We start from the raw sequence: 20,222 nt of genomic DNA, 5'->3' as shown, positions 1-20,222 counted from the left end.
AGCTTTCCGGGCGCCGGAGCCCGCGCCAAGGTTTGCATCGTAGAATCTAACTTGTCAAATGCGTTTTATGGGTTAGATTTCTGATATGACAGTATCTTGGACCCCACATCGCTTCACCGGCGGCATTCTTGCGCTCGATACGGCCAACACCGTGGTGTTGCGCAACGATCCGGAAAAGACCTTCGACCGTTTTGACGATCCGGCCGAGATCGCGCACTTCGCCGATGCCGCAAGCGGCTTTCGCGGTGCCGAGCTTGGCGGCAGACCGCTGGAGGCGACCTCGCCGGACAGCATCGCCCCGGTGGTGCTGGCGATCCGCGAGACGACCGACCGCCTGTTTCGCGGCGCGGTGTCGAAAGGTGCGCTTGCCGCCGGCGATCTCGCCGCTTTTCTCAAGGCCTGCGCCAACGGCCTAGATCGGAGCCTGGCCGAAATCGGCGCACCGGGTAGACCGTTCGGCGACCCATCGACGCCGATCGCGTTCGAGGCGGCGCTGGCGGTTTCGGCCTTGTCGCTGCTGCGCGACGACACGGTCGCCAGGCTCAGGATCTGTCCCAATTGCAGCTGGCTGTTCGTCGACAGGAGCCGCAATTCCAGCCGCCTTTGGTGCGATATGGCTGTGTGCGGCAACCGCCAGAAAGCAAGCCGTCACTATCGCCGCCGCACGGCGGCACATGAGGTCAACAATGCCTAGGGTTGTTTTTCGTTCGATCCTTGTCGGTGCAGCGCTCATTGCAGCCGTTGCGCTTGGCGCCTGCCGCGACACCGGCGGCGACGGCAAGCTGTTCGAGGTTTCCGGCAAGGTCGTCGTCTTCAATTACCGTCTCGCCCGGGCGACCTATGTCGTGACGCTGCGGCCCCTGCAGCCGATGGGCGAAGGCCAGGTTGCGGTCGCCAGTTTCCAGAATCCGGCCGGCGGCCCTCCCCTGGTAGTCGAGCAGAAGGTCTGGCCGAAGCTCGACAAGGTCAGCCTGGAGAGCCCGGCGCTGACCTGTATCGTCAAGGACAAGCCCTATGCGATTTCGATCAGCATCAGGGGTCCTGACGGCACGTTCCTGCAGAAGATCGACACGACGCTGATGTCGAGCGAGGACCAGTCGATCCTTCCCGACCGGCCGCTGGTGGTCGACCAGCTCTATACGGCCAATCCCGATCTTGCCGGCCATCCCGACGGCAAGCTGCCGGGTGAGCCGAAGCCGGATTGCTCGAAAGGCTGACGCGTCTTAGCCCGGCGCGACTGCGTGGAAATTTCTGGTCGCCGGACAACCGCCGCGGACCGATTTCGTGCCGGATACGCGACGGCAGCGGATCGTTCGTTGCGCTTTGCCTGGCACTTTCGATTTCGTTTGACCTGCCTTGCAAGCGGAGAAAGACTGCGCCATCTCACTCCTACGTTGGCTGCGCGCCCCCGGTGCTGCCTCCGCAGAGGAAATGCCTGATGACGCTGCACGACGTCGCGCTCGACGACAAGTTCGATCTTGGTAAGGAGCGCATCTTCCTGTCCGGCGCACAGGCGGTCATCCGCATGCTTTTGATGCAGCGCGAGCGCGACCGCCGGGCCGGCCTCAACACGGCCGGCTTCGTGTCCGGTTATCGCGGCTCGCCGCTCGGCGGCCTCGATATGCAGCTGTGGCGGGCGAAAAAGCAGCTGGCGCAGGCCGACATCGTTTTCCAGCCCGGCCTCAACGAGGAGCTTGCCGCCACCGCCTGCTGGGGCTCTCAGCAGACGGAATTGCTGGGCGAAGGCAAGCATGACGGGGTGTTTTCGGTCTGGTACGGCAAGGGACCGGGCGTCGACCGCTCCGGCGACGTTTTCCGCCACGCCAACCTCGCGGGATCGTCGAAGTATGGCGGCGTGCTTGCGCTGATGGGCGACGACCATATGGCCGAATCATCGACCAATGCGCACGCCACCGAATTCCTGTTCGTCGACACCATGGTGCCGATCCTCAACCCGGCCGGCGTTCAGGAGATCATCGACTACGGCCTCTACGGCTTTGCCATGTCGCGCTTCGCCGGCACCTGGGCGGCTATCAAATGCGTCAAGGACAACATCGAATCCACGGCCTCCGTCGATGCCGCGCTCGAGCGCCTGAACATCGTCGTGCCGAAGTTCGATATGCCGCCCGGCGGCCTCAACATCCGCGATGAGATCGACATGCTTGGCCAGGAGGAGCGGCTGCATGAATACAAGCGCGCCGCTGCATCCGCCTTCATCCATGCCAACGGCCTGAACCGCGTCGTCTATTCGGGCGGCCGCGCGCCGAAGCTCGGTATCATCACGCTGGGCAAGAGCTATCTCGATGTCCGCCAGGCGCTGGAAGACATCGGCATCGACGAGGCCGCCGCCAACCGCATCGGCATCCGCCTGTTCAAGGTCGGCTGCCCCTGGCCGCTCGACCTGCAGCATATCGCCGAATTCGCCCGCGGCCTCGACACCATCGTCGTCGTCGAGGAGAAGCGCTCGCTGATCGAGGTGCAGCTGCGCGAAAACCTCTACGGCACCGCCACCCAGCCGGCGATCGTCGGCAAGAAGGACGAGCGCGGCGACTGGCTGTTCCCGGCCAAGGGCGCGCTCGACCCCAACGAGATCGCCATTGCGCTGGGCGAGCGCATCCTGCGCACAATCGGCCCTTCGGAAGAGATCACTGCCAAGGTGGCGAAGCTGCGCCAGTTCCAGGCGATGCTTGCCGAAACCAGCGATATCGGTTCGCGCACGCCGTTCTTCTGCTCCGGCTGCCCGCACAATTCCTCGACCAAGGTGCCCGACGGCTCGATCGCCGCCGCCGGTATCGGCTGCCATTTCATGGCGCTGTGGATGGACCGCAACACGGTCGGCTTCACCGCCATGGGGGGCGAGGGCGCACAATGGGTCGGCCAGGCGCCATTCTCCAAGCGCGGCCACATTTTCCAGAATCTCGGCGACGGGACCTACAATCACTCCGGCACGCTGGCGATCCGCTTCGCGCTGTCGACCGATGCCAACATCACCTACAAGATCCTCTACAACGACGCCGTCGCCATGACCGGCGGCCAGCCGCATGAAGGCGGCCTGACTGTCGACATGATCGCCAGGCAGGTGCGCGCCGAAGGCGTCGAGCGCATCGCCATCGTCACCGACGAGCCGGAGAAATATGCGGGGAAGGCCGAATTCCCCTCCGGCGCCACCATCCACCACCGCGACGACCTCGACCTCGTCCAGCGCGAGCTGCGCGACGTCAAGGGCGTCTCGGTGCTGCTCTACGACCAGACCTGCGCCGCCGAAAAGCGCCGCCGCCGCAAGCGCGGCACCTTCCCGGATCCCGACAAGCGGGTCTTCATCAACGAACTGGTCTGCGAGGGCTGCGGCGATTGCGGCCTGCAATCGAACTGCGTCTCGATCCAGCCGGTCGAGACCGAGTTCGGCCGCAAGCGCAGAATAGACCAGTCGAGCTGCAACAAGGATTTCTCCTGCGTCAACGGCTTCTGCCCGTCCTTCGTCACCGTGCACGGCGCCAAGATCAGGAAGGCCGAAGGCATTGCCGGCCGCTCCGACCCGCTTGACGGCGTGCCGGTGCCGGCCGAATTCCCGCTCGGTAGCGAGGGTTGGGCGGCGATCATCGACGGCGTCGGCGGCACCGGCGTCGTCACCATAGGTGCTGTGCTCGGCATGGCCGCCCATCTCGAGGACAAGGGCTGCGGCATGATCGACATGGCCGGCCTCGCCCAGAAGGGCGGCTCGGTGTTCACCCATGTCCGCATCGCCCGCACCCCGGACGACATCCACGCGATCCGCGTTTCGGCCGGCAAGGCGGACCTGGTGCTCGGCTGCGACCTCGTCGTCTCGGGCGCCAAGAAGGTGCTTGGCGCGGTACGCGAAGGCCATACCATCTTCCTCGCCAACACCGCCGAGATCATGCCTGGCGAGTTCGCCCGTTCGGCCGATTTCTCGCTGCCGATCGAGCGCCTGAAGAAGGCGATCCGTGCTGCCGCCGGCGAAGACAAGACCCATTTCTTCGACGCCACGCGCACCGCCACCCAATTGTTCGGCAATTCGCTCGGCGCCAACATGTTCATGCTCGGCTTCGCTTTCCAGCATGGCGGGCTGCCGCTGTCCGCGCAAGCCGTTGAAAGAGCGATTGAATTGAATGGCGAGGCGGTGGCGATGAACATCGCCGCCTTCCGCTGGGGCCGGCGCGCCGCGCATCAGCCGGAGTTTGTGCGCGGCCTCATCGCGCAACCGAGCAAGGCCACTGAGATCGCCGAGACGCTGGACGATATCATCGCCCGCCGCGTCGCTTTCCTCTCTGCCTATCAGAATGCCGCCTATGGCAGGCGCTATGTCGAGCGGCTGGCGGTCCTGCGTGCCGCCGAGGCAAAGGCCGTGCCCGGCTCGACCGCGGTGACCGAGGCAGCCGCCAAAAATCTGTTCAAGCTGATGGCGATCAAGGACGAATATGAGGTGGCGCGGCTCTACACTGACGGCTCCTTCGCTATGGAGCTGTCAAAACAGTTCCAGAGCTACGAAAAGCTCGAATTTCATCTGGCGCCGCCGATCATGGGCAGGCGCGGCAATGACGGCAAGCCGAGGAAATCGAGCTTCGGCCCGTGGATGATGAAGGGTTTTCGCCTGCTGGCGGCGCTGAAAAGCCTGCGCGGCACGGCCTTCGACGTGTTCGGCTACAGCGCCGAGCGGCGCATGGAGCGGCAGCTTCTGGCCCGCTATGAGGCCGATCTGGAGCTTGTCGCCAAAGCACTTGCGCCAGGCAGGATCGAGGCCGCCATCGCCCTTGTCTCGGTGCCGGCGCTCATTCGCGGCTACGGCCATGTCAGGCAAGCCAGCGCCGAAAAGGCAGAGGGCGAGCGCACAAGGCTTGTCGAGCGGCTGGCCAACACGCCGGCGCGGCCTGAACTTCAGGCCGCCGAGTGATCGATACGCCTTGTTTACCTGAACACGAATTTTCGCGGTTTACGCCGATGGAGCCGACTTGACGCCAGGCGTCGGAACGGCATCTCTAAACCTTTCTTAAGGCGAATGTGACATGACTGCGGTTCGTGCGACACCGCAGGCCATGCAAGAAAACAAAGCCGCAGAGATAGGTGAGGACGTCTATGCTGGGTTCGTGCGATCGTTGTTCAACGATCCCGGGATCCTGCTGATTGGCGCATTTTGCCATGGCCTCATCGGCATTCTGGTTTATTTTACCTCGGGGCATCCGGCCTATCTTGCATTGGCCGCGCTTATGCTTGCGGCGGGGCTTTACCGTTACTACGGCATCCGCAAAGGCCTGCGCATAGGCAGTTTCGAAACTTATGAACAAGCCAAGAAGTGGGAACGCTACTACCTGGTTGGCGGCACCATCCAGGCTTTCTTCATGGGGCTTTTCTGCTTCACCTCAATCTATCTCATTCCCGATGTCTTCGGGGAAAGCGCCGCCATCGCCGTCATAATGGGCTCGACGGTGACCATTGTCGGCCGCAATTACGGCTCCAAGACCATGGTTGCGGTGCAGGCCTTCACGGTCGTGCTGCCGATCGCGGTCGGGCTGATGCTCAAGGGACATCTCGGCGATTTCATCCTCGGCCTCTACATCGTGCCGTTCATCTTCATCATCACCCGGATGGCCAGCCACGTCCGCACCGTGCTGTTCAACGCCATTTCGGAGCGCAAGACGGCCGCCAGGCTCGCCGAGCGCTTCAACCGCGCGCTCAACACCATGTCGCATGGCCTGGTCATGCTCGGCCCCGACGGCAAGGTCGTGGTCGGCAATGCCGAAGCCGCGCATCTGATGTCGCTGCGCTCGCCTGACCAACTGCTCGGGCGGTCGATCCATTCGCTGCTCCTGCGCGGCGTCGCCGGAGGCATGCTGGCGCCGAAAGACTGTCGTTATGTCGAAGCGCAGCTGACGCGCGCCTTGCGCGAGGGCCGCGACCGCAAGGTGCTGGTCTCCTTCTCCAATGGCCAGCACTATGAGTTCTCGGCCCGCGAAGGCAATCAGGATCTCGGTGTCATCACCTTCGAGGACGTCACCGCCCGCGTCGAGGCTGAGGAAAAAATCCGCTTCATGGCGCGCTATGACAGCCTTACCGGCCTGCCGAACCGCGCGTATTTCCATGAGCTGGTCGGTGAAGCCATGGCGTCGGGCAGCCGCGACCGCCTGTGCGCCCTGGCGGTGCTCGATCTCGACGATTTCAAGAGCGTCAACGACACCCTCGGCCATCCGGTCGGCGACGGACTTATCTATGCCGTTGCCGAGCGGCTGGCGGCCGTCGCCGGGCAAGGCGTCAATGTCAGCCGTTTCGGCGGCGACGAGTTCATGATCTTCTTCGACCGCGTCGAGGATGAAAGCCATCTGACGGGCCTGCTCGACCAGATCTTTGCCGATCTGCAGGGCGAGGTCGACGTCGCAGGCCACGGTCTGCGCATCCAGGCAAGCGCGGGCGCCGTGCTGTCCAGGGTCGACGACACCGATGTCGACGCCATGATCGTCAAGGCCGATCTGGCGCTCTACAAGGCCAAGGAACTCGGCAAGAACAACTGGCGGCTGTTCGAGGCAGCGATGGATGCGGCGTTCCGCAACCGCCAGCTGATGAAGGCCGACCTGCGCACGGCGGTCGAAGGCAAGGCGCTGCGGGTGGTCTATCAGCCGATCGTGGCGATGAACACCATGCGCATCGCCAGCTGCGAGGCCCTGTGCCGCTGGGATCATCCCGATCTCGGGCCGGTTTCGCCCAGCATCTTCATTCCGCTGGCCGAAGAAATGGGCATCATCTCCGAGATCAGCACTTTTGTGCTCGCGGCTGCCTGCGCCGAATGCGCCAAATGGCCGGGCCAGACCAGCGTCTCGGTCAACCTTTCGGCCAAGGATTTCCGCAACCGCGACGTTGTCCAGAAGGTTCGCGACGCGCTTGCCACTTCGGGGCTCGCCGCCGGCCGCCTCGAGATCGAAGTCACCGAAACCGCGCTGCTCGACGACAAATCGCTAACGCGCCAGTATATCGAGGAACTGAAGCAGCTTGGCGTGCGCATTGCGCTCGACGATTTCGGCACCGGCTATTCAAGCCTGAGCTACCTCCACAAGCTGCCGCTCGACAAGATCAAGATCGACCGTTCGTTCCTGATGGACGTGACCCAGAACAAGCGTTCGCTCGACTTGTTGAAGGGCATCGTCGACCTGACCCGCGTGCTCGGGCTGACCGTCACCATCGAAGGTGTGGAAACCTTCGAACAGCTGAAGATCCTGGTGCATTCGGTCAAGCCGGACCTCGTCCAGGGCTTCCTGTTTGGCGCAGCACTTAGTGCCTCGGGCATAGAGACCATGTCCAACGTGACCTGGCCTTTCGCCGCCGAGCTGCGGCCGGCGGCAAAACTCGCCACGCCCTGACCCGTCATTAAATTGCGCTTGAAAAGCCCGTCTAAAAAGCGTTGTATTGTCTAGACGTTAACTGATTGTTAAGGTTAATGATCGGTAAACACAGACGATTAGAGTTTCATCTTCTTGTTCCTTCGGTCGTCCGGTATTGTTCTCCTGCGGCGGTACGAGGGGAAGTAATGGACACGCATCAGTCAGGTGTGCTTTCGGGTGCGGCAGTCAAATCTGGCCCGCCTTCCCTGTTCGCCCGCAACGTCCTCGACGTCCTCGAGCGTGTCGAATACCGGCGCTGCGAAAGCGGCGAGGATCTCGAAGCGGTCTACCGGCTGCGCTACAAGGCCTTTCATACACACGGCCTGCTTGACACCATTACCGAACAGAAGCTCGTCGATCACCTTGACGAAGTGCGCAATTGCTACTGTTTCGGCGTCTTCATGGATGGCGAGCTGGTCAGCACCGTCAGGCTCCACCATTTGACCCGTGAGACCCCCGAAGCGCCGATCATGACCGTTTTCGGCGACCGGCTGCTGCTGCGGCTGGCGCGCGGTGAAACCTTCATCGACCCGAGCCGGTTGGCGATCGATCCGCAAATGTCGTCGGCCAACCGCGCCCTGCCCTATGTCACGCTGCGGCTCGCGGTTATCGCCAACACCTTCTTCAACGCCACCAGCTGCATTTCGATGATCCGCGAGGAGCACACGGCCTTCTACCATCGCATCTTCGGATCGGTGCAGGTCGGCGAGCCGCGCCTCTACCCGCCCTTCACCATGCCGATCTTCTTCTATGAATCGATCTGCGAGCAGAACATGGCCCCGACGCTGGAGCGCTTTCCCTTCTTCCAGTCGACGGCGCTGGAGCGGCGTATGCTGTTTGCCAAGGCGCCGGCCGGCGAGCTCGCGCCGCTGACCATCCTGCCCACCGCTAAATATTTTCGCGAAGCAGCGTAATGTCGGCAAAGCCGGCGCACTTTAGCGCCCGGTGCGAGGAGCTTTCCGGCCGCTTCGGCGTTCTGGACGTCACGACCCCGACGCGGCCATAGAAAGGAACCGACATGCATATTCCCGAGCTAGCACTGACCCCGCTGATCTCGCTGATTGCCGGCGTGCTGATCCTGGTGATGCCGCGGCTGCTCAACTACATCGTCGCGCTCTATCTGATCGTCATTGGGCTGCTCGGGCTGTTTCCGCATCTAGCCGGTTGAAACGCAAAACCCTCAACGTTCGACGTTAGGCCGGCGACAAGAGCCCATACCGCCGGCTTTCAACATTCTTTGAGGCTGTTGTCGCTGGTCGTGCGGCAATAGCGCCATTGCTCTTGGTCCAGCTTTTCGCTATGTGCCTCAAAGATGTCTTCGAAGGGGTATTCCTATGGCTGATCACACGCCGACCGGTCCTGTCGAACTGGGCGCGAAGATGGACTATGCCGAACATGACCGCACCTATCATGGCTTTCTGGCGCTGGCCAAATACGGCTCGCTGTTCTGCGGCGCCCTGCTCCTGGCCATGGCTTTCGGCTTCTTCGCAGGCGGCTTCTTCTCCGCGACCATCCTGTTCGTGCTGATCCTCGCCCTCGGCGCCTTCATTCTCCGATAGTCTCTTCAGACCCTTGCCAAGGGCGTAGCCGGACATCCGGCCGCACTCTTTCGCAAAGCCGCACTCTTGCGCAAACAGGTTCCAGCCGAAAGGATCATGCGGTGGGACAGACGGTTTTCATCCCTCGCGAGCTCGATGCCAGCGAGCCTCGTGTCGCGGCCTCGCCCGATACCGTGAAGCGGCTGGCGGCGCTGGGCTTCGACGTCACCGTCGAGACGGGCGCCGGCACCAGGTCGCGCATTCCCGATGAGGAGTTCGCCAAGGCGGGTGCCGCGATCGGCAAGGCTTCGGATGCGAGACGGGCGGATGTGGTGCTGAAGGTGCGCCGGCCGACCGACGCCGAGCTGAAGGGCTACAAATCGGGTGCGGCGGTCATCGCCATCATGGATCCCTACGGCAATGATGCCGCGGTCGCGGCGCTTGCCGAGGCTGGGGTCACCGCCTTCTCGATGGAATTCATGCCGCGCATCACCCGCGCCCAGTCGATGGATGTGCTGTCGTCGCAGGCCAATCTCGCCGGCTACCAGGCCGTGATTGACGGCGCATCGGAGTATGACCGCGCGCTGCCGATGATGATGACTGCGGCCGGCACCGTGCCGGCGGCGAAGATCTTCATCATGGGCGTCGGCGTTGCCGGCCTGCAGGCGATCGCCACGGCGCGCCGTCTCGGCGCTGTCGTCACCGCCACGGACGTTCGTCCCGCCGCCAAGGAACAGGTGGCGTCGCTTGGCGCAAAGTTCCTCGCCGTCGAGGACGAGGAGTTCAAGGCGGCCGAGACCGCCGGCGGCTACGCCAAGGAAATGTCGAAGGAGTACCAGGCGAAGCAGGCAGCGCTCACCGCTGAGCACATCGCCAAGCAGGACATCGTCATCACCACGGCGCTGATCCCCGGCCGGCCGGCGCCGAAGCTGGTGTCGGCGGCGATGGTCGCCTCGATGAAGCCGGGTTCGGTGATCGTCGACCTCGCCGTCGAGCGCGGCGGCAATGTCGAAGGCGCGGTTGCGGGTCAGGTGGTGACGACGGCCAACAACGTTAAGATCGTCGGCCACCTCAACGTGCCCGGCCGCGTCGCCGCATCGGCCTCGCTGCTCTACGCCAGGAACCTGTTCGCCTTCCTCGAGACGCTGGTCGACAAGACCAGCAAGACGCTCGCCATCAACCGCGAAGACGATCTGGTTAAGGCGACGATGCTGACCGACGCTGGCCGCGTGGTGCATCCGGCCTTCGCCAAGGCGGCGGAACAGCCCCATATCGAACCGGCGGCCATTCCGGCCGAGACCATGGTGGCTGATGCCACGCCGAAGAAGGCTGCACCGAAAAAGGCGTCCGACAAAGCCACTGCCGGCAAGTCCGCCGCCAAGCCGAAGGGGATCGCGTGATGGATCAGACCTTGCAGAAAGCCCTCGATCAGCTCGACCAGGCAAGTGCCGCCGTCCGGCTGGCTGTGCAGAACCTGGCCAACGCGCCCGGTGGCGCCGATGCGGCGGGCGATGCCGCGCACGCACTGTCCGGCGGCGCCATCGATCCCTTCGTCTTCCGCTTCGCCATCTTCGTACTTGCGATATTCGTCGGATACTACGTCGTCTGGTCGGTGACGCCGGCGCTGCACACGCCGCTGATGGCGGTCACCAACGCCATCTCCTCGGTCATCGTCGTCGGCGCGCTGCTGGCCGTCGGCATCTCGGCCTCCGGCATTGCCACCGGCTTCGGCTTCGTCGCGCTGATGCTGGTCTCGGTCAACATCTTTGGCGGCTTCCTGGTCACCCAGCGCATGCTGGCCATGTACAAGAAGAAGGACCGGTAGAGAGCCATGAACGCCAACTTCGCGTCCTTCCTCTACCTGGTCTCCGGCGTCCTGTTCATCATGGCGCTGCGCGGCCTGTCGCATCCGACCACCAGCCGCCAAGGCAATCTCTACGGCATGATCGGCATGGGCATTGCCATTGCCACCACGCTGGCGCTGGCGACTCCGTCCGCCGGGCGCTTCGGCCTGATCGTGCTTGGTCTGGCCATCGGCGGCGGCGTCGGCGCCGTTACAGCGCGCCGCATCGCCATGACTTCGATGCCGCAGCTGGTCGCCGCCTTCCACTCGCTGGTCGGCCTTGCCGCCGTCATGGTAGCGGCAGCCGCCATCTACGCGCCGGAAAGTTTCGGCATCGGCACGAATGGCGACATCCACGCCCAGGCGTTGATCGAGATGAGCCTTGGCGTTGCCATCGGCGCCATCACCTTCACCGGCTCCGTCATCGCCTTCCTCAAGCTCGATGGCCGCATGTCGGGCAAGCCGATCATGATCGGCGGCCGTCACATCATCAACGCGGTCCTCGGCATCGCGCTGATCGTGCTGATCGTGCTTCTGGTCACCACCGAGGCCAAGCTGGTGTTCTGGCTGATCGTCGCGGCTTCGCTGGCGCTCGGCGTCCTCTTGATCATCCCGATCGGCGGCGCCGACATGCCGGTCGTCGTCTCGATGCTGAATTCCTATTCCGGCTGGGCCGCCGCGGCACTCGGCTTCACGCTTGGCAATCTGGCGTTGATCATCACCGGCGCGCTGGTCGGCTCGTCCGGCGCCATCCTGTCCTACATCATGTGCAAGGGCATGAACCGGTCGTTCATCTCGGTCATCCTCGGCGGCTTCGGCGGCGAGACCGCGGCGGTTGCCGATGACGGCATCGAACGCACGGTCAAGCAGGGCTCGGCCGACGACGCTGCCTATCTGATGATGAACGCACAGAAGGTCATCATCGTGCCGGGCTACGGCATGGCGGTCGCCCAGGCCCAGCACGCGCTGCGCGAAATGGCCGACAAGCTCAAGGCCAATGGCGTGGATGTCAAATACGCCATCCACCCCGTGGCCGGCCGCATGCCCGGCCACATGAACGTGCTGCTCGCCGAAGCCAATGTTCCCTATGACGAAGTGTTCGAACTGGAAGACATCAACTCCGAGTTCGCGCAGGCCGATGTCGCCTATGTCATCGGCGCCAATGACGTCACCAATCCGTCCGCCCGCGACGACAAGTCGTCGCCGATCTACGGTATGCCGATCCTCGACGTCGACAAGGCCCGCACCTGCCTGTTCGTCAAGCGCTCGCTCGGCTCGGGCTACGCCGGCATCGACAACACGCTGTTCTACAAGGACGGCACCATGATGCTGCTCGGCGACGCCAAGAAGATGACCGAGGAAATCGTCAAGGCCATGGATCACTAAGCCGCCGCAACCTTCCACTGGAAGGTTGTCGGTCCATCATCGGAAACAAAAAAGCCCGGTTCGACCGGGCTTTTTGATGTTGAAGACCGGTTCAGCGGCTGGTCAGGAAAACCGCTTCCTCGTCGTCGCGCTGCCTGCCGCCCAGGGCTGCCGCAGCGCTGGCGATGAAGGCGCCGATAACCAGCGACAGGGCGCCAAGCAGGGCGAAGGTGGCGCTGCCTTTCCGCGCGGCGTCGGCGGCCTGCTTTGCCTTGACCTTGGCGTCCTCGACCCTGGCCACCAGGGCGTCGACACGCGCCTTGGCGTCGGCCTCGGAAAGCCCGGTGCGGGCGGCGACCAGCTGCGACAGATAGGTCTTGTCGTCAGCCGAAACTTCGCCTGCCGCCGCACTGGCGATGAGGATGCGCGAAGCCTGCCCGGCCGCAGCCGCATCGCTGTCCGGATTGGCCGCCGCGAGCCTGGCGGCATCAGCCGGACGGAACAGCGTATCCACGAGATAGGACGTTGCATTGTCGGCCGGTGCGCTGCCGGCATTGGCGGACGCGCCGGCCGAAGCACCCATGGCGGCGCCTGAGGCAACAGTAGAAGCCGCCTGCACGCCTGAACCAAGCACTGCCGACAGCGCCGACCCGAGAATGCCGACGACCAGCAATGTCGCCAGCGCCCAGGCGAGGAGGCCGTGCGCGGTGTCACGGAAATAGACCTCGTCGGTGTGGATGCCGACCCATTTGGTGCGCAGGCGTCCGGCAAGATAGCCACCGACCCCGGAGGACAGCCATTGCACGATGATGAGCCAGATGGCGCCGGACACCGCGAAGGTGGTCAGCGAGGCACTGGCGCCGGACCACGGCGAGACCATGGTCAGCCCCAGCCCCGAACCGAGCAGCATGAGGATGAAGGTCAGCGTCGAGGCCGCGAAGGCGCCGGCGATGATCGGACCCCAGCTGACGGCCGGGGCGGAGGATTCCGTTGAGGCGGATACGTCGACAGCCGATACGGTGGACTGCATCGACGCCTCCTACCGTACGAACAGCATGATGAGAATGATGATCGGGATCGGAATACCGAGCAACCAGAGCAAAATACCGCGTCCCATAAAGAGCCTCCCTGCGAGAAATTGATCGATGTCGTCACAATGTTCCTGAGCGATTTCCGTTCCGAAGGGCAATGAAATGATTTGCTTGCCGGGAACGGAACTATTTTCCGCGCGGCCCGAGGCACAACTGCGAAACTGTGGATTGGTTCACGGAGTTCCACATGGGCTGCCGTGTATTGTTGGCTCGGTGAGCCGGGGGTAGCATGAGCGATCCCGCCGTCGGATGTCGTCAACGGAGACGCTGATGCCCAAGACTGTCGCATCGCTGGCTTACAAAAAGGCGCAGCCCGGCCAGGCGGTGGTGATCGTGCACGGCATGGGCGAGCAGCGGCCGATGGGTACGCTGAGGGGATTCGTCCAGGCGGTCTGGAGCAGCGATCCCACCCGTGCTCCACCCTACGCCCAGATTCCCGATCCGGCCGTTTCCGGCGCCACGATCAACCAGAGCTGGATCACGCCCGACAGCCGGACCAAGTCACACGAGCTGCGCCGCATCACCACGCCCTACGACGTCGATGGCCGCCGTACCGATTTCTACGAGCTTTATTGGGCCGACATCACGCAAGGCACGACGCGCGGCCGGCTGGCCGCCTGGGTGACGAACCTGTTGTGGCGCAAGCCCGCCGACATTCCGCTCGACGCCCGCAAGCTTTACGTCGCCACACTTCTGATCGTTATCGTCATTCTGGGCGCAGCACTCGTGCTGGCAACATCGGTCTGGCAACAGGCCGTTACCTTGACGACCGGCCTGATGATCACCACCCTCGCTTCTTTTGTCATCTGGGCGGTGGATCAGTTCGCCCTGCCCTATTTCGGTGACGTCGCCGCTTATGTGCGCGCCGAGGCGGCGACGATCGAGAAGCGTGCGCTGATCCGCGACAGAGGCCTGACGTTGCTCAAGACGCTGATGAAGGACGATGCTTACGACCGCATCGTGCTGGTCTCGCACAGCCTTGGGTCGATCATCGCCTATGATTTGCTGCAGATCCTGTGGGCCGAGTTCCGGCCGCGAAGGCTGGAAGCGGTCCGCGACAAGGCCAAACTGGCGGCGGTCGAGGCCGTCGACAAGGCAACGCTCGGCTCTGATGGGTCAGCGTGGCCAAAGAACCTTGAAGACCTCGCCGGATTCCGGCGCGGTCAATGGGCGCTCTACCAGCAGCTTCGGACCAAGGACGCCGACCACCCGCTGCCCTGGAAGATCAGCGATTTCGTCACGCTTGGCAGTCCGCTCTCCCACAGCGAATTCCTGGTGACCTACAATCTCGCGGAATTCAGGCGTGGCCTTGCCGAGCGCCTGTTCTCGGCTTGCCCGCCGATTGCCGATGACGGGCGCCCCGGCGGCACCGTGCTTTACCGGGAAGGACACAGCCAAGGCAAGGCGCAGCGCGCGGTGCATCATGGCGCGGTGTTTGCGGCAACGCGCTGGACGAACGTCTACGACCGCGGCAATGGCTGGGCGACAGGCGATCCGATTTCCGGTCCGATGACGGAAAACTTCGGCCCCGGTGTGGAGAACATCCAGATCGAGCTTCGCAGCTCACTTGGCCGTATCTTCACCCACACGCTTTATTGGTCATCGACGGCAAACGGCGTCGAAATCGCCCTGCCGGCGGGCACCGCGCCGCGCTCGCATCTGCAAGTGCTGCGCGACGCGGTGGACCTTGGTCGGAAGCTGGAGCCAAAGGCCTGACCCGGAGTGGAGCTCCGGCGGCAAGGCCCCCAGCCCTCAAATGTCCAGATTGGCAACTGACAGCGCGTTGTCCTGGATGAATTCGCGCCGCGGTTCGACCTCGTCGCCCATCAGCCGCGAAAACAGCGAATCCGCATCGGTGGCGTCATTGACCTTGACCTGCAGCAGCGAACGCACATTCGGGTCGAGCGTGGTTTCCCAGAGCTGCTCGGCATTCATCTCGCCGAGGCCCTTGTAGCGCTGCATGGTCAGGCCCTTGCGGCCGGTCGCAAACACCGCGTTGAGCAGCGCCAGCGGCCCCGAAATGGTTTCGGAGACATCCTTGCGGCGCAGCACCGGCGGCTCGCCATAGACTTCCATGAGGCGCGGGGCATAGCGGTCGAGCTGGCGTGCGTCGGCCGAATTTATCAGCCCGGCATCGAGCTGCGCGAATTCCTTGACGCTGCGCACCGTGCGTTCGAACACATAGCCGCCGACGCCTTCATTGGAGGTCGACAGCCGGCCGGTCCAGCCGCGCTCGGTGTCCTCGGCAATGATGTCAAGGCGCTGGGCGACGCGTTCGGCCATGGCATTGGCGCGGCCGAGGTCGTTTAGCACATCGGCGTTGAGCGCGCCGGCGATCGCCGCCTGTTCGACCACGCCCCTGTTGTAGCGCGTGTGCAGCCCGTTGATGAGCTGGCGCACGGCCAGTGCATCATCGATCGAGCCGCGCAGATCCTGTCCGGCCCGCGCCTCGCCGGAGGCAAGCGTCAGCGACGCCTCCTCCAGCCCGGAGCCGATCAGGAACTCCTCGAAGGCGCTCTCGTCCTTGATGTATTGCGAGCTTTTTCCGCGCGTCACTTTGTAGAGCGGCGGCTGGGCGATGTAGAGATGGCCGCGCTCGATCAGCTCCGGCATCTGGCGGAAGAAGAAGGTGAGCAGCAAGGTCCTGATATGGGCGCCGTCGACGTCGGCGTCGGTCATCAGGATGATCTTGTGGTAGCGCAATTTGTCGGCGTTGAACTCGTCCTTGCCGATCGAGGTGCCGAGCGCGGTGATCAGCGTGCCGATCATCTCGGAGCCGAGCATGCGGTCGAAGCGCGCCCGCTCGACATTGAGTATCTTGCCGCGCAACGGCAGGATTGCCTGGTTCTGGCGCGAACGGCCGCCCTTGGCAGAGCCGCCGGCCGAGTCACCCTCGACGATGAAGATTTCGGATTTCGCCGGGTCGCGTTCCTGGCAGTCGGCAAGCTTGCCAGGCAGAGAGGTGACGCCGAGCGAGCTTTTGCGGGTGATGTCTCGGGCCTTGCGCGCGGCTTCGCGCGCCGCGGCCGCCTGGATCACCTTGTCGATGACCACCTTGCCCTCGGTCGGGTGTTCTTCCAGCCAGGTGCCAAGCGCCTCGTTGACCAGGCCTTCGACCACCGGGCGGACTTCCGACGAGACCAGCTTGTCCTTGGTCTGGGAGGAGAATTTCGGGTCGGGAACCTTGACCGACAGCACCGCCGTCAGGCCTTCGCGGCAGTCGTCGCCGATCAGCGCCACCTTTTCCTTCTTGGTCAGGCCCGACGATTCGCCATAGCCGGTGATCTGGCGCGTCAGCGCGCCACGGAAGCCGGCCAGATGGGTGCCGCCATCGCGCTGCGGGATGTTGTTGGTGAAGGCCAGCACGTTCTCGTGGTAGCTGTCGTTCCACCACATCGCCACTTCGACGGTGATGCCGTCGCGCTCGGCCTTGATGGCGATCGGCTTGTCGATCAGCGGTTTCTTGACCCGGTCGAGATATTTGACGAACTCTTCCAGGCCGCCATCATAGTGCAACTCGTGGCGCACGAGATCGGCATGGCGGGCATCGGTCAAAATGATGCGCACGCCGGAATTCAGGAAGGCGAGCTCGCGCAGCCGGTGCTCCAGCGTGCCGAAGTCGAACTCGACCATGGTGAAGGTTTCGGACGACGGAAAGAAGGTGATCTCGGAACCGCTGCGGCCCTCATAGGTGCCGGGCTGCTTGTTCTGCTCATAGCTGCCGGTCGCCTTGAGCGGCGCATCGGCATTGCCATGCGTGAAGCTCATCTCGAAAATCTGGCCGTTGCGGCGGATTTTCAGCTTCAGCCAGGCCGACAACGCGTTGACCACCGAGACGCCGACGCCGTGCAGGCCGCCAGACACCTTGTAGGAATTCTGGTCGAATTTGCCGCCGGCATGCAGCTGCGTCATGATCACTTCGGCCGCCGAAATGCCTTCGCCAGTGTGAATATCGGTCGGAATCCCGCGGCCATTGTCGATAACGGTGACCGAACCGTCGGGATTGAGCGTCACCGTGACCAGATCGGCATGGCCGGCCAGCGCCTCGTCGATGGCGTTGTCGACCACCTCATAGACCATGTGATGCAGGCCCGAGCCGTCGTCGGTGTCGCCGATATACATGCCCGGCCGCTTGCGGACAGCGTCCAACCCCTTCAAAACCTTGATGGAATCGGCGCCGTATTCGGCCTCAGCGCCGTTGGCGTTGTCGCTTTGATCGCTCATGAAAACCTGTCTGATTGATGCCGCATGCTCAGCGCGAAAAAATGGCTTCGAATCACGCCGCTTTGATGTCCTAGATATAGGCGCAAAAGGCGGTTTTTCCAAGGTTTGCGGGCATTTCAGGGCTGAATCCCGAGCTGGCAGCCGGCTATTTTTTCGCGGCTTTCAATTTGGCCAGAAGACGGCGCAGATATTTGATCGTGGGTTTGTCCCTCGGCGCCAGTTTGCCTGTGCGGTCAAGCTCCAGCGTCAGGTCTAGCGCCTGCGACAACACAGCCTTCGGATTCTTCGCCACATAGGCATAGTTGATATAGGCCTGTACCAGATCGAATTGCCAGATCGCATTGTCCGGATCGGACAGGGCCAACCGCTGGCGGATGGCCAGGCTGGCTTCGAAGGCCTTCTTCGAGCCCTCATAGTGGCGCTGCTTGGTCTCCAGCAGGCCTATTTCCTCGAACGTGATCGACAGGTCGCGCTGCCAGTCGGAATTGCCCGGGTCGAGATTTGCCAACCGGTCGGCAATGACGAGACTGTCCTGGTAGTTCTGCAAAGCACCGGCGATATCGCCCTGGGCATCAAACACGCCGGCAATTTTTTCCAGACAGACCGACAGGTCGCGCTGCCAATCGGTGTTGCCTGGGTCGCTGGCGGCAAGGTCTCGCGCCGTGGCCAGCGCCTGCTGGTAGGCCTCCAACGCGAATGGCCAGTCCTTCTGGTCGCCGTAAGCATTGCCGATCTTGGCGTAACCGACCGACAGGTCGCGCTTCAAATCGGTGTCGTTTGAGTCGCGGCGCACCAGCGCTTCGGCGATTATTTGGCTCTTGTTGTAGGCGTCGAGCGCGCCCGCAGCGTCGCCACGCTCGCGCAGGACGTCGCCGATCCTGGTGTAGCTGACGGAGACGGCGCGCTGATGCCTGGGGTCGTCGGGGTTGTTCTGCGCCAGCGCCAGCCGAATTCTCAGGCTCTCTTCGAATGCAGTCTGGGCGCCATCCAGCTGGCCGGCGGTACGGGCAAGACCGCCGATTTCGTCGTAGGTAATGGTCAGGTCGCGCAGCAGATAGACGCTGTTCGGCTCGGCATCGGCCAATTGCTGCTTGATGGACAGGCTTTGCTGGTAGGCCTGGGCTGCCGCACCCAGGTCGCCTTGCGTGGCCAGCACATTGCCGATCTTGTCATTGGCCATGGCGAGATCGCCGAGCCAGTCCTTCTTGTCCGGCACGTCTGTGGTCAGGCCCTGCAACATGTCCCTGGCCGCCTCATAGTTTTGCAGGGAGGCCGGCAGATCGCCTTGCGCCATCTTGATGTTGGCGAACTTGATATGGCCGATGGCGAGGTCGCGCTTGACGCTCGGATCGGTTTCCTGGCGCGCTCGCTGCTCAAGATTGGCGACCAGCGCCGCAAAGGCGCGGCCGGCGGCGTCGGTGTTGCCGACCGTTGTGTAGAGGATGCCGAGCTCTTCCAGCGTGCGGCTTTGGCGGTCGGCCTGTTCCAGGCTGAGCGAGGTCTGCCCGGCTTCGCCATAGAGCGCCAGCACCGTTTCATAGTCCTTGATGGCGGTTGCATAGTCCAGGGTGGCACGCGCCGCGCCGCCCGAGAGAAATCGCGTCGCGGCTTCGGACAGGGTGCGGCTGACGAAATTGGCCTTCAACGCCTGGCGCGAGACATTGTCGACGTCGGCGGCCTTGGCGAGGATCACGCGTGCACCATCGAAAGCGCCGAGCGCCAACTGTTCCTCGGCCTGGCGGCGCAGTTCGGTCACCTGCGGGTCGTCGGCGGCCAGCGTCTTCATCTCGCCGCGCACCTTGACGAAGGCGTCGGCCGCCTCGCGCAGCTTGGCGTCCAGGCTTTCGCCGGAGAGATGGCTGGTGTCGGAACTGATCAGCGCGCCATAGAGCGGCGCCAGCGGCATGTCGGCATCGCTGGCGACCCGTTCGACCGCGCCGCGCATTTCCGGCGTCACATCGGCCATGGCAAGCAACAGCCGCTCGCGCTCCGGCAGTTGTTCCTTGGCCGCCGAGGCGAAGAACAGCTTCGGCAGCCCGCTCTCGACGTAGGGCAGCTGTTTTCCGCGCGAAAGGTCGTAGACCTCCTGCTGCACCAGCGTCAGCACCGAGCGGATTTCGAGCCCGTCGGTGCCGAGGTATTTGATCAGCGCCGCTGTAAAGGGCGAATTCGCACCGGTACCGTCGGCAGCCGTCTCGCCGGGCGCCGCCGAAAAGGCGAACAGGATGTTTTCCGCCTTGCCGACGCGTCCGAGGCCCGGCTTGATCTTGTCCACCAGGTCCTTGATCAGCGATGTGGCGCCACGCCCGTCGCCGTTGCCGCCTGTGAACGGATCGCTGCGGCAGGCGTCGAGCACGATCAGCCCGACCTTCGCCGTGGCGGCAACCGCATCGCGCACTTCCTCCAACGGCAGGCTGGTCTTCTCCAGCTGGTCGAGCGAGGAGGCATCGGCATCGACCGGCAGAAGACGGTTGTCGCCGGAGATTTCGACGCCATGGCCGGAGAAATACACCAGCGCCACGTCGGCGCCCATGGCGTCCTCGCGAAAATCGTCGAGAGCCCGGCGCATGCGCCTGAGATCACGATTGGTCTCGACCACGACCTCGAAGCCGAGCTTCTTCAGCGCCACTTCCATCACCTCGCCGTCATTGACAGGATTGGCCAGCGGCCGCACCAGCCGGTAGTCGTCCTCGGCAATGACCAACGCCACGCGCCGCTCCGCCACCGCTGTGGCGGTGGTCGCAAGCATCAACAGCAAGGCAAACAACAGGCGCAA

Annotated in this window: 14 protein-coding genes; 11 read left to right on the top strand and 3 right to left on the bottom strand. The window is 63.6% G+C overall.

What is annotated here, in order from left to right; all coding sequences use genetic code 11:
- Positions 1–85: 85 nt before the first annotated feature.
- The 10 genes from NKI05_RS08990 to NKI05_RS08945 all read left to right on the top strand — a co-directional run bounded on the left by NKI05_RS08990 (position 86) and on the right by NKI05_RS08945 (position 12,152).
- The gene (locus tag NKI05_RS08990; RefSeq protein WP_023815968.1) at positions 86–694 is read left to right on the top strand and encodes a CGNR zinc finger domain-containing protein; all 609 of its coding nucleotides are present in this window, start codon (positions 86–88) and stop codon (positions 692–694) included.
- Positions 687–1,217, top strand: a complete 531-nt coding sequence (locus NKI05_RS08985; RefSeq protein ID WP_023729725.1) for a hypothetical protein — start codon at positions 687–689, stop codon at positions 1,215–1,217. Before NKI05_RS08990 ends, NKI05_RS08985 begins: the two co-directional genes overlap by 8 nt.
- Before the next feature lie 221 nt (positions 1,218–1,438).
- Positions 1,439–4,909: an indolepyruvate ferredoxin oxidoreductase family protein gene (locus tag NKI05_RS08980; protein WP_352792304.1), complete on the top strand. Its 3,471-nt coding sequence runs from the start codon at positions 1,439–1,441 to the stop codon at positions 4,907–4,909.
- Between the two features lie 112 nt (positions 4,910–5,021).
- On the top strand, positions 5,022–7,364 hold the full coding sequence (locus tag NKI05_RS08975; protein WP_031205657.1) for a putative bifunctional diguanylate cyclase/phosphodiesterase: 2,343 nt from the start codon (positions 5,022–5,024) through the stop codon (positions 7,362–7,364).
- A 167-nt stretch (positions 7,365–7,531) separates the two neighbouring features.
- On the top strand, positions 7,532–8,299 hold the full coding sequence (locus NKI05_RS08970; RefSeq protein WP_023671342.1) for an N-acyl amino acid synthase FeeM domain-containing protein: 768 nt from the start codon (positions 7,532–7,534) through the stop codon (positions 8,297–8,299).
- Positions 8,300–8,403: 104 nt separating this feature from the next.
- On the top strand, positions 8,404–8,553 hold the full coding sequence (locus NKI05_RS08965) for a DUF3096 domain-containing protein (RefSeq protein ID WP_023671341.1): 150 nt from the start codon (positions 8,404–8,406) through the stop codon (positions 8,551–8,553).
- A gap of 166 nt (positions 8,554–8,719) precedes the next feature.
- Positions 8,720–8,944: an aa3-type cytochrome c oxidase subunit IV gene (locus NKI05_RS08960; RefSeq protein ID WP_023671340.1), complete on the top strand. Its 225-nt coding sequence runs from the start codon at positions 8,720–8,722 to the stop codon at positions 8,942–8,944.
- Between the two features lie 101 nt (positions 8,945–9,045).
- Positions 9,046–10,323, top strand: coding sequence for a Re/Si-specific NAD(P)(+) transhydrogenase subunit alpha (locus tag NKI05_RS08955; protein WP_023671339.1), 1,278 nt, complete (start codon positions 9,046–9,048; stop codon positions 10,321–10,323).
- On the top strand, positions 10,323–10,748 hold the full coding sequence (locus tag NKI05_RS08950; RefSeq protein WP_032885960.1) for a proton-translocating transhydrogenase family protein: 426 nt from the start codon (positions 10,323–10,325) through the stop codon (positions 10,746–10,748). The genes NKI05_RS08955 and NKI05_RS08950 overlap by 1 nt, the downstream gene beginning before the upstream one ends.
- Before the next feature lie 6 nt (positions 10,749–10,754).
- Positions 10,755–12,152 carry an NAD(P)(+) transhydrogenase (Re/Si-specific) subunit beta gene (locus tag NKI05_RS08945; protein WP_023671337.1) on the top strand — a complete coding sequence of 466 codons (1,398 nt, stop codon included), beginning with the start codon at positions 10,755–10,757 and terminating at the stop codon, positions 12,150–12,152.
- A 91-nt stretch (positions 12,153–12,243) separates the two neighbouring features.
- On the opposite strand, the gene NKI05_RS08940 is transcribed toward NKI05_RS08945, so the two are convergent.
- Entirely contained in the window at positions 12,244–13,161 is a 918-nt protein-coding gene (locus tag NKI05_RS08940) for a membrane protein (RefSeq protein ID WP_023700421.1), read from the bottom strand.
- Positions 13,162–13,492: 331 nt separating this feature from the next.
- On the opposite strand from NKI05_RS08940, the gene NKI05_RS08935 reads away from it, so the two are divergent.
- A complete protein-coding gene (locus NKI05_RS08935) occupies positions 13,493–14,938 on the top strand; it encodes a hypothetical protein (RefSeq protein ID WP_023703663.1) in 1,446 nt (481 codons plus the stop codon).
- Positions 14,939–14,974: 36 nt separating this feature from the next.
- Here NKI05_RS08935 and gyrB read toward each other — a convergent pair whose 3' ends face one another.
- Both gyrB and NKI05_RS08925 read right to left on the bottom strand, forming a co-directional pair.
- Entirely contained in the window at positions 14,975–17,446 is a 2,472-nt protein-coding gene (gyrB, locus tag NKI05_RS08930; protein ID WP_023671333.1) for a DNA topoisomerase (ATP-hydrolyzing) subunit B, read from the bottom strand.
- 145 nt (positions 17,447–17,591) lie between these two features.
- The gene (locus tag NKI05_RS08925) at positions 17,592–20,222 is read right to left on the bottom strand and encodes a caspase family protein (RefSeq protein WP_023683525.1); all 2,631 of its coding nucleotides are present in this window, start codon (positions 20,220–20,222) and stop codon (positions 17,592–17,594) included.

The sequence above is a fragment of the Mesorhizobium sp. M0771 genome (genome assembly GCF_040320155.1).
Classification (GTDB): domain Bacteria; phylum Pseudomonadota; class Alphaproteobacteria; order Rhizobiales; family Rhizobiaceae; genus Mesorhizobium.
This window is presented reverse-complemented; position numbering and strand designations above follow the sequence as displayed.